This is a genomic window from Aeromonas sp. EERV15, assembly GCF_900079845.1.
GTDB lineage: Bacteria > Pseudomonadota > Gammaproteobacteria > Enterobacterales > Aeromonadaceae > Aeromonas > Aeromonas sobria.
In genome coordinates, this window is record NZ_FKKY02000002.1 from 36,184 (window position 1) to 54,029 (window position 17,846).

General features: G+C 56.4%; 18 protein-coding genes and 1 riboswitch. Of the genes, 7 read left to right on the top strand and 11 right to left on the bottom strand.

Annotated elements, in window-relative coordinates:
* The first annotated feature begins 12 nt into the window (after nucleotides 1-12).
* The gene (locus tag BN4575_RS01970) at nucleotides 13-999 is read left to right on the top strand and encodes a DUF481 domain-containing protein (RefSeq protein ID WP_068976926.1); all 987 of its coding nucleotides are present in this window, start codon (nucleotides 13-15) and stop codon (nucleotides 997-999) included.
* A gap of 120 nt (nucleotides 1,000-1,119) precedes the next feature.
* Here BN4575_RS01970 and BN4575_RS01975 read toward each other — a convergent pair whose 3' ends face one another.
* The 4 genes from BN4575_RS01975 to BN4575_RS01990 form a co-directional block, all read right to left on the bottom strand.
* Nucleotides 1,120-2,535: an SLC13 family permease gene (locus BN4575_RS01975; protein WP_068976927.1), complete on the bottom strand. Its 1,416-nt coding sequence runs from the start codon at nucleotides 2,533-2,535 to the stop codon at nucleotides 1,120-1,122.
* A 245-nt stretch (nucleotides 2,536-2,780) separates the two neighbouring features.
* On the bottom strand, nucleotides 2,781-3,506 hold the full coding sequence (locus tag BN4575_RS01980; protein ID WP_068976928.1) for a MaoC family dehydratase: 726 nt from the start codon (nucleotides 3,504-3,506) through the stop codon (nucleotides 2,781-2,783).
* 244 nt (nucleotides 3,507-3,750) lie between these two features.
* The gene (gene rlmF / locus BN4575_RS01985; RefSeq protein WP_068976929.1) at nucleotides 3,751-4,722 is read right to left on the bottom strand and encodes a 23S rRNA (adenine(1618)-N(6))-methyltransferase RlmF; all 972 of its coding nucleotides are present in this window, start codon (nucleotides 4,720-4,722) and stop codon (nucleotides 3,751-3,753) included.
* A 148-nt stretch (nucleotides 4,723-4,870) separates the two neighbouring features.
* On the bottom strand, nucleotides 4,871-5,359 hold the full coding sequence (locus tag BN4575_RS01990; protein WP_042021200.1) for a C40 family peptidase: 489 nt from the start codon (nucleotides 5,357-5,359) through the stop codon (nucleotides 4,871-4,873).
* A gap of 275 nt (nucleotides 5,360-5,634) precedes the next feature.
* On the opposite strand from BN4575_RS01990, the gene BN4575_RS01995 reads away from it, so the two are divergent.
* Both BN4575_RS01995 and BN4575_RS02000 read left to right on the top strand, forming a co-directional pair.
* Entirely contained in the window at nucleotides 5,635-6,357 is a 723-nt protein-coding gene (locus BN4575_RS01995; RefSeq protein WP_068976930.1) for a 4'-phosphopantetheinyl transferase family protein, read from the top strand.
* A complete protein-coding gene (locus BN4575_RS02000; protein WP_068976931.1) occupies nucleotides 6,354-7,202 on the top strand; it encodes a tetratricopeptide repeat protein in 849 nt (282 codons plus the stop codon). Before BN4575_RS01995 ends, BN4575_RS02000 begins: the two co-directional genes overlap by 4 nt.
* A gap of 153 nt (nucleotides 7,203-7,355) precedes the next feature.
* Here the strand turns inward: BN4575_RS02000 and BN4575_RS02005 are convergent, their stop codons facing one another.
* A complete protein-coding gene (locus BN4575_RS02005) occupies nucleotides 7,356-7,598 on the bottom strand; it encodes an Lpp/OprI family alanine-zipper lipoprotein (RefSeq protein ID WP_005334342.1) in 243 nt (80 codons plus the stop codon).
* A gap of 225 nt (nucleotides 7,599-7,823) precedes the next feature.
* Entirely contained in the window at nucleotides 7,824-8,477 is a 654-nt protein-coding gene (ribB, locus tag BN4575_RS02010) for a 3,4-dihydroxy-2-butanone-4-phosphate synthase (protein ID WP_068977117.1), read from the bottom strand.
* A 104-nt stretch (nucleotides 8,478-8,581) separates the two neighbouring features.
* Nucleotides 8,582-8,738: riboswitch (FMN riboswitch) on the bottom strand.
* A gap of 259 nt (nucleotides 8,739-8,997) precedes the next feature.
* Between ribB and purU the strand changes: the two genes are divergently transcribed.
* A complete protein-coding gene (purU, locus tag BN4575_RS02015; protein WP_068976932.1) occupies nucleotides 8,998-9,834 on the top strand; it encodes a formyltetrahydrofolate deformylase in 837 nt (278 codons plus the stop codon).
* Between the two features lie 79 nt (nucleotides 9,835-9,913).
* On the opposite strand, the gene BN4575_RS02020 is transcribed toward purU, so the two are convergent.
* Together BN4575_RS02020 and cls are read right to left on the bottom strand one after the other, a co-directional pair.
* The gene (locus BN4575_RS02020) at nucleotides 9,914-11,176 is read right to left on the bottom strand and encodes a DUF945 family protein (RefSeq protein ID WP_068976933.1); all 1,263 of its coding nucleotides are present in this window, start codon (nucleotides 11,174-11,176) and stop codon (nucleotides 9,914-9,916) included.
* A gap of 107 nt (nucleotides 11,177-11,283) precedes the next feature.
* Nucleotides 11,284-12,765 (bottom strand): cardiolipin synthase, encoded by a 1,482-nt coding sequence (cls, locus tag BN4575_RS02025; RefSeq protein WP_042021374.1) that lies wholly within the window; start codon nucleotides 12,763-12,765, stop codon nucleotides 11,284-11,286.
* A 97-nt stretch (nucleotides 12,766-12,862) separates the two neighbouring features.
* Here cls and BN4575_RS02030 point away from each other — a divergent pair, with 97 nt between their 5' ends.
* Nucleotides 12,863-13,405 carry a DUF1439 domain-containing protein gene (locus BN4575_RS02030; RefSeq protein ID WP_042021372.1) on the top strand — a complete coding sequence of 181 codons (543 nt, stop codon included), beginning with the start codon at nucleotides 12,863-12,865 and terminating at the stop codon, nucleotides 13,403-13,405.
* A 4-nt stretch (nucleotides 13,406-13,409) separates the two neighbouring features.
* Here the strand turns inward: BN4575_RS02030 and BN4575_RS02035 are convergent, their stop codons facing one another.
* Nucleotides 13,410-13,850, bottom strand: a complete 441-nt coding sequence (locus tag BN4575_RS02035) for a GNAT family N-acetyltransferase (RefSeq protein WP_042021371.1) — start codon at nucleotides 13,848-13,850, stop codon at nucleotides 13,410-13,412.
* A gap of 340 nt (nucleotides 13,851-14,190) precedes the next feature.
* Between BN4575_RS02035 and BN4575_RS02040 the strand changes: the two genes are divergently transcribed.
* A complete protein-coding gene (locus BN4575_RS02040; protein WP_068976934.1) occupies nucleotides 14,191-14,928 on the top strand; it encodes a lytic transglycosylase domain-containing protein in 738 nt (245 codons plus the stop codon).
* 83 nt (nucleotides 14,929-15,011) lie between these two features.
* Here the strand turns inward: BN4575_RS02040 and aqpZ are convergent, their stop codons facing one another.
* On the bottom strand, nucleotides 15,012-15,701 hold the full coding sequence (gene aqpZ / locus BN4575_RS02045) for an aquaporin Z (RefSeq protein ID WP_068977118.1): 690 nt from the start codon (nucleotides 15,699-15,701) through the stop codon (nucleotides 15,012-15,014).
* 253 nt (nucleotides 15,702-15,954) lie between these two features.
* Nucleotides 15,955-16,176, bottom strand: coding sequence for a DUF1653 domain-containing protein (locus tag BN4575_RS02050; protein WP_068976935.1), 222 nt, complete (start codon nucleotides 16,174-16,176; stop codon nucleotides 15,955-15,957).
* Between the two features lie 393 nt (nucleotides 16,177-16,569).
* Here BN4575_RS02050 and BN4575_RS02055 point away from each other — a divergent pair, with 393 nt between their 5' ends.
* Nucleotides 16,570-17,784, top strand: coding sequence for a pyridoxal phosphate-dependent aminotransferase (locus BN4575_RS02055; RefSeq protein ID WP_068976936.1), 1,215 nt, complete (start codon nucleotides 16,570-16,572; stop codon nucleotides 17,782-17,784).
* Nucleotides 17,785-17,846 lie beyond the last annotated feature (62 nt).

Consider the following 17,846-nt stretch of genomic DNA (forward strand, 5'->3'; position numbering starts at 1 on the left):
TTGTCATACGCCATGAAATACCTGCCCCTCGTGCTCATCCTGACCAGCCACTGCTTGTGGGCAAAGGACATTCTCTGGATGAACAACGGCGATCGCCTGACCGGCACCATTGAAGAGATCGGCGAGGAGTCGGTGCGTATCGCCCTGCCCTATACCGGCGCAGTTACCGTCCAGCGGGATGCCATCAAGCGCTGGCGACTGGAGAAGCAGGATAAACCCAAGGCGACCGCCAAAGGGGGGATCAAGCTGTTCAAGGATGAGCAGAATGAGCGCAATGCCTGGCTCTGGACCGGTAATGGCGATCTCAACGTCAAACTCAAAAACAAAGACAAACACACCAACAACGTCAACTTCAAGGGCAAAACCGAGCTGGCCAATCTGGACTGGCGCTACAGCCTCTCCGGTGAATACTCCTACGAAACCTCTGACAGCGTCACCAATAGCCACGACTACAAGCTGAACCCGACCCTTGACTACTTTTTCGATCATCAGTGGTTTGTACGCAGCTCGCTCAATGCCGAATATGACATGCTGGAGAGCAGCTACCTCAGCCTCGACTATGGTACAGGCCCGGGCTACCGCTTCTGGAACGAGAAGCGCCGTCGGCTGGAGTTCGTGGCACAAGGGGGCCTGCGCAAAGCCTACTTCAGGGAAGAGAGCGGGATTGGGGTGCTCTTTAAAGGCAACCGGATCATTGATTATCCCTTTGCCAGCATGAACTGGGATTATCGCCAACCTATCCCGCTGTGGCGGGAGAAACTGGAGCTGTTCAGTCAGGGGCGCTATCTGGTCTATCTGGATCAACCCTCTCCCTATATCACACTGGATCGAGATGTGTCCGGCAGCGTGGGCCTGCGCTACTACTTCAACGATCACCTGCGCCTTTCCTGGTCAAGTGAGATGGAGTGGGAAGATGGGGAAGTGAATTTCTTCGGCATCGAGCAAGAATACAAAGAGACCGAGTTCAAGCATCTGCTCAGTTTGGGTGCCAGTTTCTAAGTCGATCACAAAGTCGAGCACAAACAAGAGGAGCCCATTTGGCTCCTCTTGTCATTCGCGTGCACGATGCTGTGTTGCCTTACCTACGCAGGGCCATGGCATGACAAGCAAGATCTATGGTCAGATCAGCCCCCAAGCCGCAATCTGGTAGATCCATACCATCGCCAGCAGGGTACCGACCAGTCCCATGATGACGCCGATCCGCACCATCTGGCGGCTCTCCACCAGGCCGGTGGCGTGTGCCAGCGCATTGGGCGGGGTACTGATGGGCAGCGACATTCCGAGCGAGACCGAAATGGTCACCGCCAGGATCAGGGTATGGCTGCCACCCCACTCCGCCAGCTCCGGCATGCTGACCGCCAGCACCGCGACCAGTGGCAACAGCAAGTTAGCGGTTGCGGTATTGGACATGAAGTTGGCCATCACCACCGCCAGCAGACATGCGCCGACCAGCACCGCCAGCGTGGAGTACTCATGGAACGGAATATGGGTGATGAGTCGCTCCGCCAGACCGGAGTCCTCCAGTGCCAGCCCCAACGCGATACCGCCTGACACCAGCCAGAGCACGTCGAGAGAGATCTTGTGCAAATCATCTTTGGTGATGATGCCGGTGGTCAGGAACACCGCTACCGGGATCAGGGCAACCACATAGGAGCTCATGCCATGAAGGTCCCCCAGCAGCCAGAGCACTATGGTGGTGATGAAGGTGAGGTAGACCACCCAGGCACGGGGGGTCTGCATAAAGCGCCCCTCGATCTTGAGATCAATACGCTTGAGGGTACTCGGGAAGAAGCGCCCCAGCAGAAACCAGCCGAGCAACAACAGTACAGCGACAAAGGGCACCGCAAACCCCATCCACTGACCGAACGAGATAGCATGCTCGCCAGTCAGGTATTTGAGCGCCACCGCGTTGGGCGGAGTGCCGATGGGGGTACCGATCCCACCCAGGTTAGCGGCCAGCGGAATGGCCAGTACGAAGCCGATTTTAGCGGGGTCCTTGTCGGGAAAGACCGCCAGCACCGGTGAGAGAATAGCCAGCATCATGGCGGTGGTGGCGGTATTGCTCATGAACATGGAGAAGGTGGCAGTGATCAACATCAATCCCAGCATGACAATCTTGGGATCCCGGCCAAAGGGGCGCAGCAGCACTCGTGCCAGATTGAGGTCCAGCTGATATTTGGTGGCGGCGATAGCGAGGAAAAAACCGCCGAGAAACAGCATGATGACCGGCGAGGCAAAGGTCGCCATCACTTCGGTCGATTTGAGCAGCTCACCAAATCCCGGCTCACTCTTGCCGGCGGTCATAAACCAGAGCCCCTTGTCAGAGAGCAGCAGCAACTCCAGCACTATGATCAGCACCGAGGTGGCGAAGATGGGGATAGGCTCCAGGATCCAGCAGAGGGCGGCCAGCACGAAAATAGCCACAACTCGCTGCTCGACCACCGTTATCCCCTCCAGCGGGATCCACTGGGTCGGGATCAGCAAGATAGCAAGGCTAAGCAGTAGTGGCAGAATAATCTTGTGATTGATGGGCACTATTGTCACCAGAATAGGGAATCAGGCGCCAATAGTCGCACAATATGCTATTTCGTCAGACCTCAATGTGGCCAAAATGGGAGCGGGATAACTGCTGTGGGTCCGGTTTTGTGAGTCATATCAAGCTGGGGTCGGCGCGCAATGGCTGACACCTCACAACTGGCAACAAACAGGCAAAAAAACGGGCCCACTGTTAGTTGAACACTACAGTGGGCCCGTTTCATCATTCATGCCAATCAGGACGCTTAGAAGTAGATGCGGGTCACTGACTCGATCACGCAACCCGGGCGGCGGATCCCTTCGATCTCCACCTTGATCTCCTTGAGCAGCTCCAATCCACCCTTTATCGGGGTCACCCGTGCCAACTTGGTACGAGCGCGGATGTTGCTGTCCACCTTGATGGGGTACGGGAAACGCACCTGATCCAGCCCGAAGTTCACCACCATACGGGCGGTCGGGAACTCGGGGGTGGCCTCATCGACCGAACCGGTCAATTGCGGCAGCAGCGACAGGGTCAGGAACCCGTGAGCAATGGTGGTCTTGAAGGGCGACTCGGCGGCCGCCCGCTCAGGATTGGTGTGGATCCATTGGTTATCGCCGGTTGCCGCAGCAAACTGATCGATCATCTGTTGGCTGATATGAAGCCACTCACCCACATGGGTCTCTTCGCCAACCCGAGCCTGCAGAACCCCATAGAGCTCGCCAATCTCGCCTGACAACGCCATCGCGGGCTCTTGGGCCATGATCGGCTGACCGTTGGCCACTTGTGCCACGGTTGCTGCATCCTGTTGCTGTTCGCTCTGAGACTCACTCTGCAAGTCCAGTACACGTCCCAACAAAGGGTGAAGATGTGCCTTTTGCTGAAACTCACGCCAGTAGTCGCGGATCGCCGGAGAGAGCCAATCCTTGAGCTCAAAGGGGTGCTGCGCCAAAATTTCGCGCTTGCGCTTCAGAAAATCGACAACTTTCATTTACCGATCCCTATTTGATTCAATGCCGAATAAGAGGTCTAACCAGTCCTATTTTATTAAAGTTTCAGCGGTAAGTGCAAAAAAATCTCGGCGTACACGTGTACCAAGGCGGAAGTAACTACTTACACCATGTAAACCAGCACGATATGCCAATGAGGAAATCGATTACCAGAGATGCCACCAGCAGGGGAAATTCGCGGGTTCATCATGAAAAAAGGCCCTCGTCGGGCCTTGTGGTGGGGGTTCAGCGCGCGCTCGACCAGCCGTTACGCAATCCCTCTTCATCCAGAAAGGACCAGGCGAGGATCCGACTCACCTTGTTGCCCTGCGCCATGTCGATCACCCGCACCTGACAGGCCCCTACCCTTGCCAGCGCCTTTTTCGCCCCCGGCAGGTTCTCTTTTTTTGACACCAGCGAGCTGAACCAGAGGCACTGAGTGGCAAACTCCTTGCTCTGGGCAATCATGTTGGCCAGAAACGCTGCCTCGCCCCCTTCACACCAGAGCTCGGCCTTCTGACCACCGAAGTTGAGCACCGGTGTCCCGGTGACCTCTTTCCCCAGATTGCGCAGCTTGCGCTCAGAGCCTTTGCTCGCCTCTTCCAACGATGCATGGAACGGTGGATTGCAAAGGGTCAGGGCAAAGCGCTCCTTCGGCCCTATGATGCCGCGAAACACATGGTTGGCATTGCCCTGCAAGCGGCACTCAATCTGATTACCCAGCCCGTTGCTCTTGGTCAGCAAGGTCGCCGCCTTGACCGACACCGGATCAATATCAGACCCCACGAAGCGCCAGCCATATTCGCGGCACCCGAGCAGCGGATAGATACAGTTTGCCCCCACCCCGATATCCAGCACCCTCACCCCCTTGCCGGTAGGGACCTGGCCCGCGCTCTCGGCCAGCAGGTCGGCCGCCCAATGCAGATAGTCGACCCGTCCCGGAATGGGAGGGCAAAGGTAACCGGCAGGCAGATCCCAGTGGGCAATCCCGTAGTGATGGGCGAGCAGGGCGCGATTGAGAGTCTTCACCCCATCGGGATTGGCAAAATCGATAGTGCGGGTGCCGTAGTCATTGGTAAAGACGTGAGCGGCCAACTCGGGGGTTCGCAGGCAGAGCGCCGCAAAGTCGTAGCCCGCCTGATGGCGATTACGGGAGTGAAGTCCGGATTTGCGGTCGCCCGACTGGGGGCCACCGGCTGATGGGATGCGGGGTTTCATGCTGAGCCTGCCGAAGAAAACGGGCCCACACTATAGTGATTTGACTCGGGAAAGTCTAAACGACGGCAATAAAAAACCGGGCTATCGAGCCCGGTTCAAGTGAGGTTGGAAAAACAGTCCGTACTGCGAGCCGTTTGTCCAGCCTGACTCAGATGTCTATCCGGCGAGCTTGCCAGAACTTGCTGCGCCAGTATTGGCTGTCCAGCTTGGAGCGCGTCACCCCGGCGCGGGTAGAGGCATGGATAAATTCACCATTGCCGACGTAGATACCAACGTGGTTGAGACGACGATTGATTTTGAAGAAGACCAAGTCACCCTCGACCAGATCCTGCTTGGAAACGCGCGTCCCTTCGTGGACTTGGGAGCGGGTATCACGGGGTAATTCGACACCGACGGCATTGCGGAACACTTCACGGGCAAAGGCGGAACAATCGATACCGCGCTGGCTACTGCCACCCATCCGGTACGGAACGCCACGCCACTCTTTATATACAGTCAGGATTTCATTCACATCAGGTGTCTGGGAAGCTTCTGGTTCAATGACAGGTTCAACCATGGAAACTTCGATCTTGCTCGCGACCTCGGTCTGGGGTGCCGAGGCACAACCCACCATTCCGAGCGCGACCAGCAGTAGCATCAGGTGGCGCAATCCTTTCTCCCCGCAAAATAGTAAATCTTGTTAAAATACGGCCCCAAAGGGCAATTTATAAGGCAACAGCACCCGACTATATCCAAGAATTCTATCGAGGCAAGTGAAAATCCCTATCGAGCTCACATTTTTGCAAGGAAATGCACGATTTTTCATAATTAATGTGATCATGCCCAAACAATATACAATCGCAAAAAAGGCCTTGGGCCTCATAGATAACTGTCTTTTATCCCTGCTTCAGTACCTTTTTAAAGTGAAAAAACATGGTCGAAACCGATCTTTTTTTGTTAAAACCGGCCAGGGTATGCCAGGAACTGCTTGCTCAATTGCCTGAATGGCTGTCAACCGATGAGCAGCATATCTGGCAAACCATGACCCATCCTGAACGGCGTCAGGAATATCTGGTGAGCCGCGCCCTGCTGCGCCAGCTATTGGCCGAGCGGCTGCAGCAACCAGCTGCCAGCTTGCAATTTTGCAACGGACTCCATGGTAAGCCCCGACTGCACGATGATGCCTGGCACTTCAATTTGAGCCACAGTGGCAGCTGGCTGGTATTGGCTCTCTGTCCGCAAAGCCCGCTCGGGGTAGATATCGAACTGGGCAAACGGCGCCATAATCCCCTCCCTCTGGCCCGCCGGTTTTATGCACAGAGTGAATATGAGTGGCTCTGCACGCTGCCCGTTCAAGAGCAAGAAAGTGCCTTCTACCGGCTCTGGTCGCGCAAGGAGGCTGTGCTGAAAGCCCACGGTGGCGGCATAGCCGCCGGGCTCGAGAAAGTGCGCTTTGTCCCGGCGCAAGGGTGGCAACTCGACAACCGGCTGGATGACACCCCTTATCAGGTTCAGGATTGGCCCTTTGCCAGCGGCTGGCTCAGTCTCGCCGCGGCGGCAACACCCGTGACGTTTTACCAGCTGGATGAGCGCTTGAATTGCCAGTCGCTCAACCCCATGTTACTCAACACCCTTTCTGAAGAGTCCCACTCATGATCGTCGACATTACTCCCCAGAATTTTCACGCTGAACTTATCGATGCGTCCATGAAGAAGCCGGTCGTCATCTATTTCCATGCTCCGCAGATGCCGGAGTGTCAGGGGATGACACCGCTGATCGAATCACTGGTTGGACCCGCCAATGAACAGGTCACCCTGGCCAAGGTGGATATGAACGATCCCCAGCTGCAGCCGCTGGCCAGCCAGCTCGGTCTGCGCGCCATTCCCGCGCTGGTGCTGTTCCATCAGGGTCGCCCTGACGAACAGGGGATCATCGAAGGGCCGCAGGATGAAGCCACCCTGCGCCAGTATTTCGCTGCCTTCGCCCCCAAAGAAGAAGAAGAGCTGCTGGCCAAGGGGCAACAGGCACTGGCTGACGAGCAGCCCAGCATCGCCTATGCCTATCTGACCAAAGCACTCCAGCTTGCCCCGGAACGTCACGACATCAGCCTGTGGCTGATTCAGGCTGCGCTCGATCTCAATCTGCTGGATGAAGCACAGGAGCGCCTCGGCGCCATCCCGATGGCGGCGCAAGATGGTCACTTCCATACCCTGAGCTCACGGCTCGCGCTGGCCCTGCAAGCAGCAGACAGCCCGGAGCTGCGCGCGCTGGAAGCCCGTCATGCAGAACAGCCTGATGATTTTACCCTGACTCAGGAGCTGGCGGTGCAATACAACCAGGCTGGCCGTCAGGAAGAGGCGTTGGGGCTGCTGCTGGAGATCCTCAAGCGGGATTTGGCATTTGGCGATGCCAGAAAGACCTATCTCGACATTCTGGCGACCATGGGTAGCACGCCGGCGGCGCAGAGCTACCGTCGCAAACTTTACAGTCTGCTCTACTGATCGGAGTCGAACTGGCTGGTAATGATGGGGGAGTGCCGGGAGACCGGCATGACCTCATGGGTCACAAGTAAAGATAGGGATGTGCTGACGGGGAAACAGTAAATTCCAGGCAAAAAAAAATGGCGCATAACTGCGCCATTTTTTTCGCATGGATTACTTCTTGTAAGAAGTAGCCATGTTGTCGATGCGCTGGTTAGCACGCATAGCTTCTTGCTTGGCTTCGGCAACATCAGCAGCGATTTTGGACTGATCAGCACGAACTGCGCTAACATCTTGAGCCAGTTGGTCAACTTTGTTAGACAGATTCTGAACGGAAGTTTCCAGTTCGCTGGTGTTTGCACAACCGCCCAGCAGAGCGGACAGACCAACAACACCTACCAACAACAATTTTTTCATTTTTAAAGCTCCCTTGAACTCGCCAGACGTTTAGCAAGCGGCGTGATTATGGCACAAAAAAATCATACTTTGCATAGTCCCCACCACAGATAAATGCATTAAAACCCTCATTTTTTTTTGAATGAACAGTTTTTGTTCAGATTCGTCTAAAAAATGAGTGCCGCGTGGTGAGGGCACGGACAAAGGTTAACCAAATTTTTGCCTTATTACAATTTCGTATGAGGCTCAGGCTGTTCGTTCTGACAGCAACTGACGATATTGCACCAAATCTTCGATGGTCAACACCGGCATCCGGTGCTTGCGACCGAACGCAACCAGGTCTGGCAGACGTGCCATTGAGCCATCTTCCTTGGTCAATTCACACAGTACTCCGAACGGTTTGAGACCAGCGAGCTGCATCAGATCGACGGTCGCTTCGGTATGACCACGACGGGTAAGCACACCACCGGTTCGCGCACGCAGCGGAAAGACATGTCCCGGGCGGTGAAGATCACCCGGTTTGGCGCCATCGGCGATGGCTGCACGGATGGTGGTGATGCGATCAGCCGCCGAGACACCGGTAGTGACGCCCTGCGCCGCTTCGATGGTCACGGTGAAGGCGGTCTGGTAGTGGCTGGAGTTAGCTTCCACCATCATTGGCAGTGCCAGCTGGCGAACCCGCTCGTCGGGCAGACAAAGGCAGACGATGCCGGAGCACTCGCGGATCATCAGCGCCATCTGTTCATTGGTCATGGATTGAGCGGCGAAAATGAGGTCGCCCTCGTTCTCCCGATCTTCATCGTCGGCCACCAGCACGCCACCTCCGGCACGCAAGGCAGACAGGGCCGCTTCGACACGGGCAACGGGATCACCGAATTCACTGAGTAGAGACTGATTCATGGTAAAACTCCTAAACAAGACAAGGACCAGAATCAGGGCATGGAAAGGCAGACAGAGATGGGCATGCAGCGGCCAGCCCACAAGGGCCAACGCGGCAATGTCTGTCTTATCCTCTTTCATCCGGACTATGACCGTCGGCTCCGGCATCTCACCGGATCTGCTGACCCCGACCTGGCAATCAGCCAAGTCGGGCGCTCGCGGGCTCCCCGAGTCAATCGGGATACCGCCGGTGGGGAATTGCACCCCGCCCTGAGAATAAGCGCAGACAGCCTAAAGAAAAACGGTTGCAGATACCAGCCAAAATCCCCCGTTGGCTGAAAAGCGTTTCAAGATTGGGCCCAAGATCGCGCTCTTCAGCCTGCTCGCCAGCGCGAGGTGCCATGACTGGCGAATTTCTTTATGGCGCGGATCGGTTTATGGCATAGTTCCCGAAACAAAAAACAGTGCCAAAAAAAGAGCCGGAAAAACGCGTTGCCTGCGCAGACAACGGCGCCAACACCACAAACGGAAAATGACAGAGATGGAAAAGAAAATACTGCTCACGGACTGCCCGGATGCCAAAGGGCTCATCGCCAAGATCACCAACATCTGCTACAAGCACCAGCTCAACATCATCAAGAACGATGAGTTTGTGGATCACGAGAATGGCCGCTTCTTTATGCGTACCGAGCTGGAGGGGCGTTTCAACGACGAGACCCTGCTGGCGGATCTGGACGATGCCCTGCCCGCTGGCGCCCAGCGTCGGCTGGTCAAGGCGGGTAAAAAGCGGATCGTCATCCTGGTGACCAAAGAGACCCACTGCCTCGGCGATATTCTGATGAAGAACTACGCGGGCGCGCTGGATATGGATATCGTCGCGGTGATCGGCAACTACGACACCCTGGCCGAGCTCACCGGCAAGTTCAATATTCCGTTCCACACCGTCAGCCACGACGAGCTGAGCCGTACCGAGCATGAAGAGCAGGTACGCGCCATCATCGACAGCTATGAGCCTGACTATGTGATCCTGGCCAAGTACATGCGAGTGCTGACCCCCAGCTTCGTCGAAGCTTACCCGCGCAAGATCCTCAACATCCACCACTCCTTCCTGCCCGCCTTCATCGGTGCCCGCCCCTACCGGCAGGCGTTCGATCGCGGGGTCAAGCTGATCGGCGCCACCGCCCACTTCGTGACCGACGATCTGGATGAGGGCCCCATCGTCGAACAGGACGTGATCCATGTCGGTCACGCCTTCAGTGCGGACGACATGGCCAAAGCGGGCCGGGATGTTGAGAAATCGGTGCTGAGCCGCGCGCTGGAGCTGGTGTTGAACGAGCGGGTATTCGTCTGCGGCAACAAGACGGTGGTGTTCAAGTAATCCGCCAACGCGGCACGTATGCAAATGCCAGAAACAACAACGGCTCCCGCGGGAGCCGTTGTTGTTTACACACCATCTATCAAAGCGGCAAATTATTCACCGTCACGGCACCCTTCACCAGCTTCAGCTCGGAGATCAGTTTTTGCTGATCGGCCTTCAGATAACCCATCAAGATCAACTGATCGAGCATCGGGGCCAGCTGCGGCACCGCCTTGCCCAGCTTGTCGCTGAGGCTGGCATGCAGTTGGCCACTCAGTGCCTGCATCCCCGCTTCGCTATTGAACAGCTGCTCCAGCGAGGTGGAGGCCAGCGCCACATCCCCTTTCATGGCGACAGCTTCACCGTTGAGCTTGGCACTGAGGTCGGCCAGCTCCAGGGTTGCGCCACGTTTGAGCATCTTGTCCAGCGCCTGCTGGATGGCGCTATCCTCAATCCCCTGACCGCTGGCAGCCTGCAGACCCTGATACCCTTCCAGATCCAGCCCCTTGAGGTTAAGCGCCAGCTTGCTGTCAGTTAATGCCAAGGTATCGGTTTCACTCTCCAGATCGAGTTTGGCAATCTTCATCTGATAACTGCTGGAGAGGGTTTGGGCATTGTCCCCTGTCAGTTGGGTCGCGGTGGTCAGCCCCTGCAACGATACCTTGACGCTATCGGGCAGTTGCAAGGTCAGCGCCGCCAGTGCCATTTCACTCTGGGGAGAGAGCATGACACCGCTGATCTCGGCGATGTCGGCGCTGCCCTTCAGGTCGGCCAGCACCAGATCCATCTTGCTCTGCTCTTCGTGGACCGTCATTCCCTGCCAGGTCATGGTGAGGTGACCACTCCCCTCCAGATCGCCGTGGAACTCTCCGCTAAGTGGCAAAAAATTAAACTCGTCCAGCCCCTGTTTGACCTTGAACTCGTTAGCCCAAAAGCGGCTGCTGTTAGCTTGGGTCCAGAGGCTGCTCACTGACTCCACACCTAATTGCCACTGCTCCATCCCCAACGTGGCAAACACCGGCGCCAGAGAGCCTTGTTTGGTATCAAGCAGCACGTTGCTTTTGATATAGAGCGGCAGGATCCTGCTGGTCACGACAAACTGCAGATCCAGTGGTTGATCCCCTTGCAGATTGCTATCGAGTGCCGCCATCTCCTGCGGGCTGACCACCAGCTTCAACACCCCGTCGCGCGCGAATAGATTGCTGTTGCCCGGCAGCCACTGCAGTTCCAGGCCCGTCTCGTTCTTCACCTTGGCAATCTGCTCCGCCACTATGTTATCGAAGCTGTTTCCGGTGTACCAACAGGCAGCCAAACCACCACCTACCAATGCCGCACCCACGGCGAGGGCCACTATCTTTTTCATAAATCCATGTGTCTCCAGGGAGTTGTCACTGCACTCTACGGGGCGGACTCGGGACGAGGCAAGTCCAATCAGATGGCAAGCCAATATTCTGCCGGCTCGCCACAGCGTCACAACAAGGGACTGAAGAGATAGAAAATGTTCTCCATCGCCTTTTTGTACCAGGGGCGCGCCTGCCATTTGGCCAAGGTCATCGGGGTCGCTTCCATCATATAACCCTGCACCAGGCGAGTCATCTGGGCCACGAAGGCCGGATTATCGACCAGTAGCGTCACTTCGAAATTGAGCCAGAGGCTGCGACGATCCAAGTTAACCGTGCCCACCAGCGCGAAGTCATCGTCTACCAGCACGCTCTTGGTATGGAGCAAACCGGCATCATAGCGATAGATCTCCACCCCGGCCGCCAGCAGCTCCTCCATAAAGGCATTACAGGCATAGTTAGCCATGATGGAGTCGTTGCGTTCGGGCAATACCAGTTGCACCTGCACCCCGCGGGCGGCCGCCGAGCTGAGCGCTGCCGCCAGTGGATCATCAGGCACGAAGTAGGGGGTGGTTAACACCAGATGGCTACGGGCTTGATAGATGGCCAGCAGCAGGCTCTGCTGAATACAATCGCCACCAACGAAAGGACCCGAAGGGATAAGCTGGGCACGGTAGTTGGTCTGGGGCCAGACCTCAGGATCATGCTGCAAACTGTCGAGCAACCGCTCGCCGGTCTCCATCTCCCAATCCCAGACGAAGATGGACCACATCAGCGGTACCATGGGGCCCTGTACCCGGATCATGATATCGACCCACTGGCCGACGCCGGCATCCTGTTTGAAGAAACGGGGATCCACCATGTTCATCGAGCCGGTGTAACCCACTCTGTCATCGATCACCACCAGCTTGCGGTGCATTCGCAGATCCTGGCGCTGGAACAGAATGCGCCAGGCGCCGACCGGCAGCACCTCCACCAGTTTGACCCCCGCCTTGCGCAGCTTTTTCGGCCATGGAGAGCGGAAGAACTGTTTGCTGCCCACCGAATCGAGCAACAAACGACAATCCACGCCGCGCATCGCCACCTCAATCAACGCCTCGCATACCTGGTCAGCATCGCCACCCGGGTGCCAGATGTAGAACTCCAGATAACAAGACTGGGAGGATTGACGAATATCGCGCACTATTTCGCGTAATATCGATTCGGGTTTGTTCAGCAGCGTCATGCGATTGCCAGACAGCATCGGCATCCCCAAGCGACTCTGGATCAAATCGTGCAAAGGCAGCGCCTTGGCACCCACCTCACAACAGTGCTGGGGAAACAGACGGGCCAACTGACGCGTCCAGATAGCATAAGGGCGGTACATGGCTTGGGCACGCTCAGCGCGGCGGCGACCCAGTTTGATCTCGCCAAACAAGATGTAGAAGCCTACCCCGGCAAACGGAATAGCATAGATAAGGGCCAGCCAGGCCAGCGATACCCCGATAGGACGCCGCTTCATGATCACCCGAAACGACACCCCGGTGACGATCACGGTATGAAAAAGCAGTAGCAGCCAGCCCAAAAAACGGGAGAAAAGCAGGTGGAGATCGTATTCCAGACCGTTGAGCAACGGGGACTCCTTGTGATCGACAAACTGTGCGCTGGGCAGACCCAACATGGCCAAAATGGTATGCTGTAAGACAAATCCATTCTATCAGGTCGCCCCCATGATCCTGCAATCTATGCTGCTGAGTCTGGCCATGCTAAGCCAGGGCTCATATGACATCAATGAGCAACAGATAAACCAGTACCTGCAATCCCAGGTACAAGTCGACAAACAGCTGGAGCTGCCGGGCATCATCAAGGCCCATGTGCAACTGGAGCAGAGCGATGTGCAAATTGGTCGCCAGCGCCCCGATACCGCCCGGGTCTATGGCAAGGGCAAGCTCAAAATAGCCCTGCCAGACAATACCGAATATGACGCCCGCCTGCAGATGACCTATGAAGCGAGACCCCGCTACGACAAGGCCCAGAGCGCACTGTTTCTCGATAACATGAAACTGGTGGAGTACAAGCTGGAACCGGAAGCGGCCGAGAAGAAGTTCGGGCTCATGCTCGGTATGCTGCTGCAAAGCATGGAGAAACGGCTGGAGAGCAAACCTGTCTACAAACTCAATGACAAGGATCCGGATCAGGCCTGGCTGAAGGAAAATCTGCTGGGACTGGAGCTGTCACCGGGCAAGATCCACCTGCTGACCAAGCCTCGTTAACCACTTAATTCGGGAGGAGCTGGGTGCTTTCTCGTATCAGTAGCTCAACCTGATAGCCTTGCTGCTGCTGCCGCTCATACAGTGAGAAGAGTGACCCACTCAATCGGTTGAGCGGCATATCGGCAAAACCGGCCTTGAGATAAAACGGCTTCTCGAAAGGCAGCGCCTGGCAGACCACCGGCTTTTCGAGCAAATCGCGGCAGGCATGTTGCAACAGGCAAGAACCCAGCCCCAACGACTGATAGTGGGGCAACAGGCGAAAGCCGCACAAGTGATAGAACTCCTCTTCGTCCCGCAACCGCACCGCCCCTACCAACCAGTGCGCGTCACGTACGACAAAGATCCGCTCGGCCAAATCCGGCACATAGTGGGAAAATGTCGTCTCGTAATAGTCCCTGATGAGAGAGAGGTCGGCGTCGCAGTACTCTTCGAAAGTGAGTTCCATCGCCAGCTTGCTTGTCACAGACAAATCCTTTGATAATCAATTATTAGTGCCAGATACGGTGTGCTAATCCGACCAGATGACGCCAGCACGATAGCATGCCTTTCGTCAACAAAAAAGCGGGCATCATGGACACCTTGCTTACCCGGTGGAAGAGGCCATGACCCACCGCCTGACGACCAAAACAGGGCTTCATGATGACTCCCCTTTATTGCGGTGGATACTTTGATCCCGGTCACCGAATCGGATCATTTGCATCCTGTTGGCCGCTTGTTCTGCCCTCGTCATGATGCTTTACTCAACATGGTCATCACAGGAAGGAGTATTAGGGTTGAAAGCATGGATGCTGGCAGGCCATATGTTGTTGATCCCCCTAAGCGGATGGAGCCAAACTCCCCCGCCCGCGGAGGTGGTCTTCCTGACCGTAGCCCCCTCCCCCTTGCGTCCGGCCAATGATGCAGCGCCCGCCCCGCAACCCGAAATCGCTCAAACGGCAGCAGTCGCGACTAACGGCAAGAAGCAGATCCAGGTTTATAAATCGGTGCAGCAGAACGGGGTGGTACGCTACTCCGACATGGCTCCCGAACAGGGCCACTACGAGCTGCTGCTGTTCAACGACTGCTTCGCTTGCGATCCCAAATCCAGCGTCAACTGGCAGACCACAGGGCTGTTCCTCTATGACTATGCCAGCACCATCAAGGCTGCCGCCAAAACCTATCAGGTTGAACCGGCGTTGATCCGGGCCCTGATCCATGCCGAGTCAGCGTTTAATCCGTTGGCGGTTTCCCGCAAGGGGGCGATGGGCCTGACCCAGCTGATGCCTGCCACTGCGCAAGAGCTGGGGGTCGGCAATGCCCTGTTGGCGGAGCAGAACATCTTCGGCGGGGTAAAATACCTGGCAGGCTTGCTCAGGCAGTATGGCGGCAATGTGACGCTGGCAACCGCTGCCTATAATGCCGGTCCGGGAGCCGTACAAAAACATGGCGGTGTCCCGCCCTATGCAGAAACACGCGCCTATGTGGAACGCGTCCAGCTACTGCACCAACGCTACAAAGATATGCTGCAGGCCAAGGGGCTCTAGTCGCTCGGCAAGCACTACCAGCACCCACCAGAAACAAAAAACACGCCCGCAGGCGTGTCGATACCACACTTTTGTTTGAACGATTACTTCTGCTCAGTCGCCACCAGGCGATAAGCCAGCGCACCCAGAATGGCACCGACAATCGGGGCAACCCAGAACAGCCACAGCTGGCTGACAGCCCAGTCACCGACAAACAACGCGACACCGGTACTGCGAGCCGGGTTGACCGAGGTATTGGTCACCGGAATGCTGACGAGGTGGATCAGGGTCAGGCACAGGCCGATGGCGATCGGCGCGAAACCGGCAGGGGCGCGGCTATCGGTGGCACCCATAATGACGAACAGGAAGAAGCCGGTCATCACCATTTCACACACCAGTGCCGCAGTCAGGCTGTAACCACCCGGAGAGTGCTCACCGTAGCCGTTGGAGGCAAAACCGGCGGAGAGATCAAACCCGGCCTGACCACTGGCAATCACATAGAGCACGGCTGCAGCGGCGATACCACCCAGCACTTGCGCCACTATGTAAGGCAGCACACCGGATGCAGGGAAACGACCACCCGCCCACAGACCAACGGTAACGGCCGGATTGAGGTGGCAACCGGAGATATGGCCGATGGCATAGGCCATGGTCAACACGGTCAGGCCAAAGGCCAGCGAAACCCCCAACAGACCGATCCCCACATGCGGAAAGGCCGCTGCCAGCACAGCACTGCCGCACCCGCCCAATACCAGCCAGAAAGTACCCATAAACTCAGCAGCAACAGGTTTCACATTCATTCTCCCAATGAGATAACAGCAAAAAAGACTCAAAAAAAGCCTCAGATTTAATAAGCGCAGCATTATGGGAGTGTCACTCGAGAATACGAACCTTACAGACGCGGGTCACTTTTTGTGACGCCCATCACAAACAATTGATTAAATGAGATTTTTATCACTATGGAGGGGTGGCATATGGTGCTGTCACTGCACACATGGTGCGACAAAAATTGACGCCGCACATCAGGGGCGCGCGTATATCGCTCAGCTAAGGTGCCATATGCCCTGCGGGCGTGAAGCGGCTGACAACCTGCCCTTGATGCTCGATCCACTCCATGAACATAGCGACAGGGCGAGCATAGACCTGACCATCCTGCTCGGATTGATAGATCACCAGCTGCTCCTGGGTTTCGGTATGCAGGGCGAGGGTGAGCACTTGATAGTAACCCCCCTTGAAGTGGCGATAACGGCCAGGAACGGGTGCATGCATGGGAATGCCTCAATATGGGTGGGTCGATGCGATGACATGGCTCGCCGAGTATGGCTAACCCAATCACCCGGTACCAGCTTGCCTCAAAGAACAAAGGGGATAAGACATTTTTGTAAACAAGCTCATCGTGCCAGCGGATACCAATATTTCAACACAGTCGGGTATCTTTGTTAATCAGCCCACCATCTTTCACTGGTAACCTCTAGTCACACAAACGATCGTGCTGAATTTAACGTTCTGGCAACCCTGTTTCAGGGCTAAAAATCAGGGAATTCTTCTAAAAAGAGGATTGTTCTAGCATTCAATTCTGTGAAGAATAGGGGAAAAGAAATTTGATACTAAAAATCGCCTTTTTCGCCAACGCGTCCCCATGGGGAAGGAATCACAGTCACCATGTTCACTATCGACAAGTCGCACAAGCTCGACGATGTCTGCTACGACATCCGCGGCCCGGTGCATAAAGAAGCCCGCCGTCTCGAAGACGAAGGCCACCGCATTCTCAAGCTCAACATCGGCAACCCGGCCCCGTTTGGTTTTGATGCCCCGGAAGAGATCATCAAGGATGTGATCCTCAACATGCCGCTGAGCCAGGGCTACTGCGACTCCAAGGGGCTGTTTTCTGCCCGCAAGGCGGTGATGCAGTATTACCAGCAAAAAGGGATGCGCAAGGTCGATATTGACGACATCTATATCGGCAATGGCGCCAGCGAGCTGATCGTGATGGCGATGCAGGCGCTGCTCAACAACGGCGACGAGATGCTGGTGCCCTCCCCCGACTACCCGCTCTGGACTGCTGCCGTCACCCTCTCTGGTGGCCATGCGGTGCATTACCGCTGTGACGAAGGGGCTGACTGGTATCCGGATCTCGACGACATCCGCGCCCGCATCACCTCGCGCACCCGCGGCCTGGTACTGATCAACCCCAACAACCCGACCGGCGCCGTCTACGGCAGCGAGTTCCTGCTGGAAGTGATCGAGATCGCCCGCCAGCACAACCTCATCATTTTCGCCGACGAAATCTACGACAAGATCCTCTACGACGACATCTCCCACACCAGCGTCTGCACCCTGTGTGACGATGTGATGGTAGTGACCTTCAACGGCCTCTCCAAAGCCTACCGTGCCTGTGGCTTTCGTCAGGGCTGGATGGTCCTCACCGGCCCCAAGGGCCGTGCCAAAGGGTACATCGAGGGGCTGGAGATGCTGGCCTCCATGCGGCTGTGTGCCAACGTGCCAATGCAGCACGCCATCCAGACTGCGCTCGGCGGCTACCAGAGCATCAACGAGCTGATCCTGCCGGGCGGTCGCCTGCGCAAGCAGCGGGACAAGGCATGGGAGCTGCTCAACGATATTCCGGGGGTCTCCTGCGTCAAACCCAAGGGGGCGCTCTACATGTTCCCGCGCCTTGATCCCAAGGTGTATGACATTCGTGATGACCAGAAGATGGTGTTCGACCTGCTGCAGCAAGAGAAACTGCTGCTGGTGCAGGGCACCGGCTTCAACTGGCCGGCACCGGATCACTTCCGGCTGGTGTTTCTGCCCCGTGAAGAGGAGCTGGAAGAGGCCATTGGCCGCCTCGCCCGCTTCCTAAAGGGTTACAAGCAGTAAGCACAACGCATCGCAACAAAAAGGCTCCTTCGGAGCCTTTTTGTCTTTTTACGCGCCATGAT

What these genes read in the sequence shown, in the direction of transcription:
- BN4575_RS01970 (WP_068976926.1), top strand. Translation starts at nt 13, where the DNA reads ATGAAATACCTGCCCCTCGTGCTCATCCTGACCAGCCACTGCTTGTGG.
- BN4575_RS01980 (WP_068976928.1), bottom strand. Translation starts at nt 3,506, where the DNA reads ATGAAAGTTGTCGATTTTCTGAAGCGCAAGCGCGAAATTTTGGCGCAG.
- rlmF (WP_068976929.1), bottom strand. Translation starts at nt 4,722, where the DNA reads ATGAAACCCCGCATCCCATCAGCCGGTGGCCCCCAGTCGGGCGACCGC.
- BN4575_RS01990 (WP_042021200.1), bottom strand. Translation starts at nt 5,359, where the DNA reads ATGCTACTGCTGGTCGCGCTCGGAATGGTGGGTTGTGCCTCGGCACCC.
- BN4575_RS01995 (WP_068976930.1), top strand. Translation starts at nt 5,635, where the DNA reads ATGGTCGAAACCGATCTTTTTTTGTTAAAACCGGCCAGGGTATGCCAG.
- BN4575_RS02000 (WP_068976931.1), top strand. Translation starts at nt 6,354, where the DNA reads ATGATCGTCGACATTACTCCCCAGAATTTTCACGCTGAACTTATCGAT.
- BN4575_RS02005 (WP_005334342.1), bottom strand. Translation starts at nt 7,598, where the DNA reads ATGAAAAAATTGTTGTTGGTAGGTGTTGTTGGTCTGTCCGCTCTGCTG.
- ribB (WP_068977117.1), bottom strand. Translation starts at nt 8,477, where the DNA reads ATGAATCAGTCTCTACTCAGTGAATTCGGTGATCCCGTTGCCCGTGTC.
- purU (WP_068976932.1), top strand. Translation starts at nt 8,998, where the DNA reads ATGGAAAAGAAAATACTGCTCACGGACTGCCCGGATGCCAAAGGGCTC.
- BN4575_RS02020 (WP_068976933.1), bottom strand. Translation starts at nt 11,176, where the DNA reads ATGAAAAAGATAGTGGCCCTCGCCGTGGGTGCGGCATTGGTAGGTGGT.
- BN4575_RS02030 (WP_042021372.1), top strand. Translation starts at nt 12,863, where the DNA reads ATGATCCTGCAATCTATGCTGCTGAGTCTGGCCATGCTAAGCCAGGGC.
- BN4575_RS02035 (WP_042021371.1), bottom strand. Translation starts at nt 13,850, where the DNA reads ATGGAACTCACTTTCGAAGAGTACTGCGACGCCGACCTCTCTCTCATC.
- BN4575_RS02040 (WP_068976934.1), top strand. Translation starts at nt 14,191, where the DNA reads ATGCTGGCAGGCCATATGTTGTTGATCCCCCTAAGCGGATGGAGCCAA.
- BN4575_RS02050 (WP_068976935.1), bottom strand. Translation starts at nt 16,176, where the DNA reads ATGCATGCACCCGTTCCTGGCCGTTATCGCCACTTCAAGGGGGGTTAC.
- BN4575_RS02055 (WP_068976936.1), top strand. Translation starts at nt 16,570, where the DNA reads ATGTTCACTATCGACAAGTCGCACAAGCTCGACGATGTCTGCTACGAC.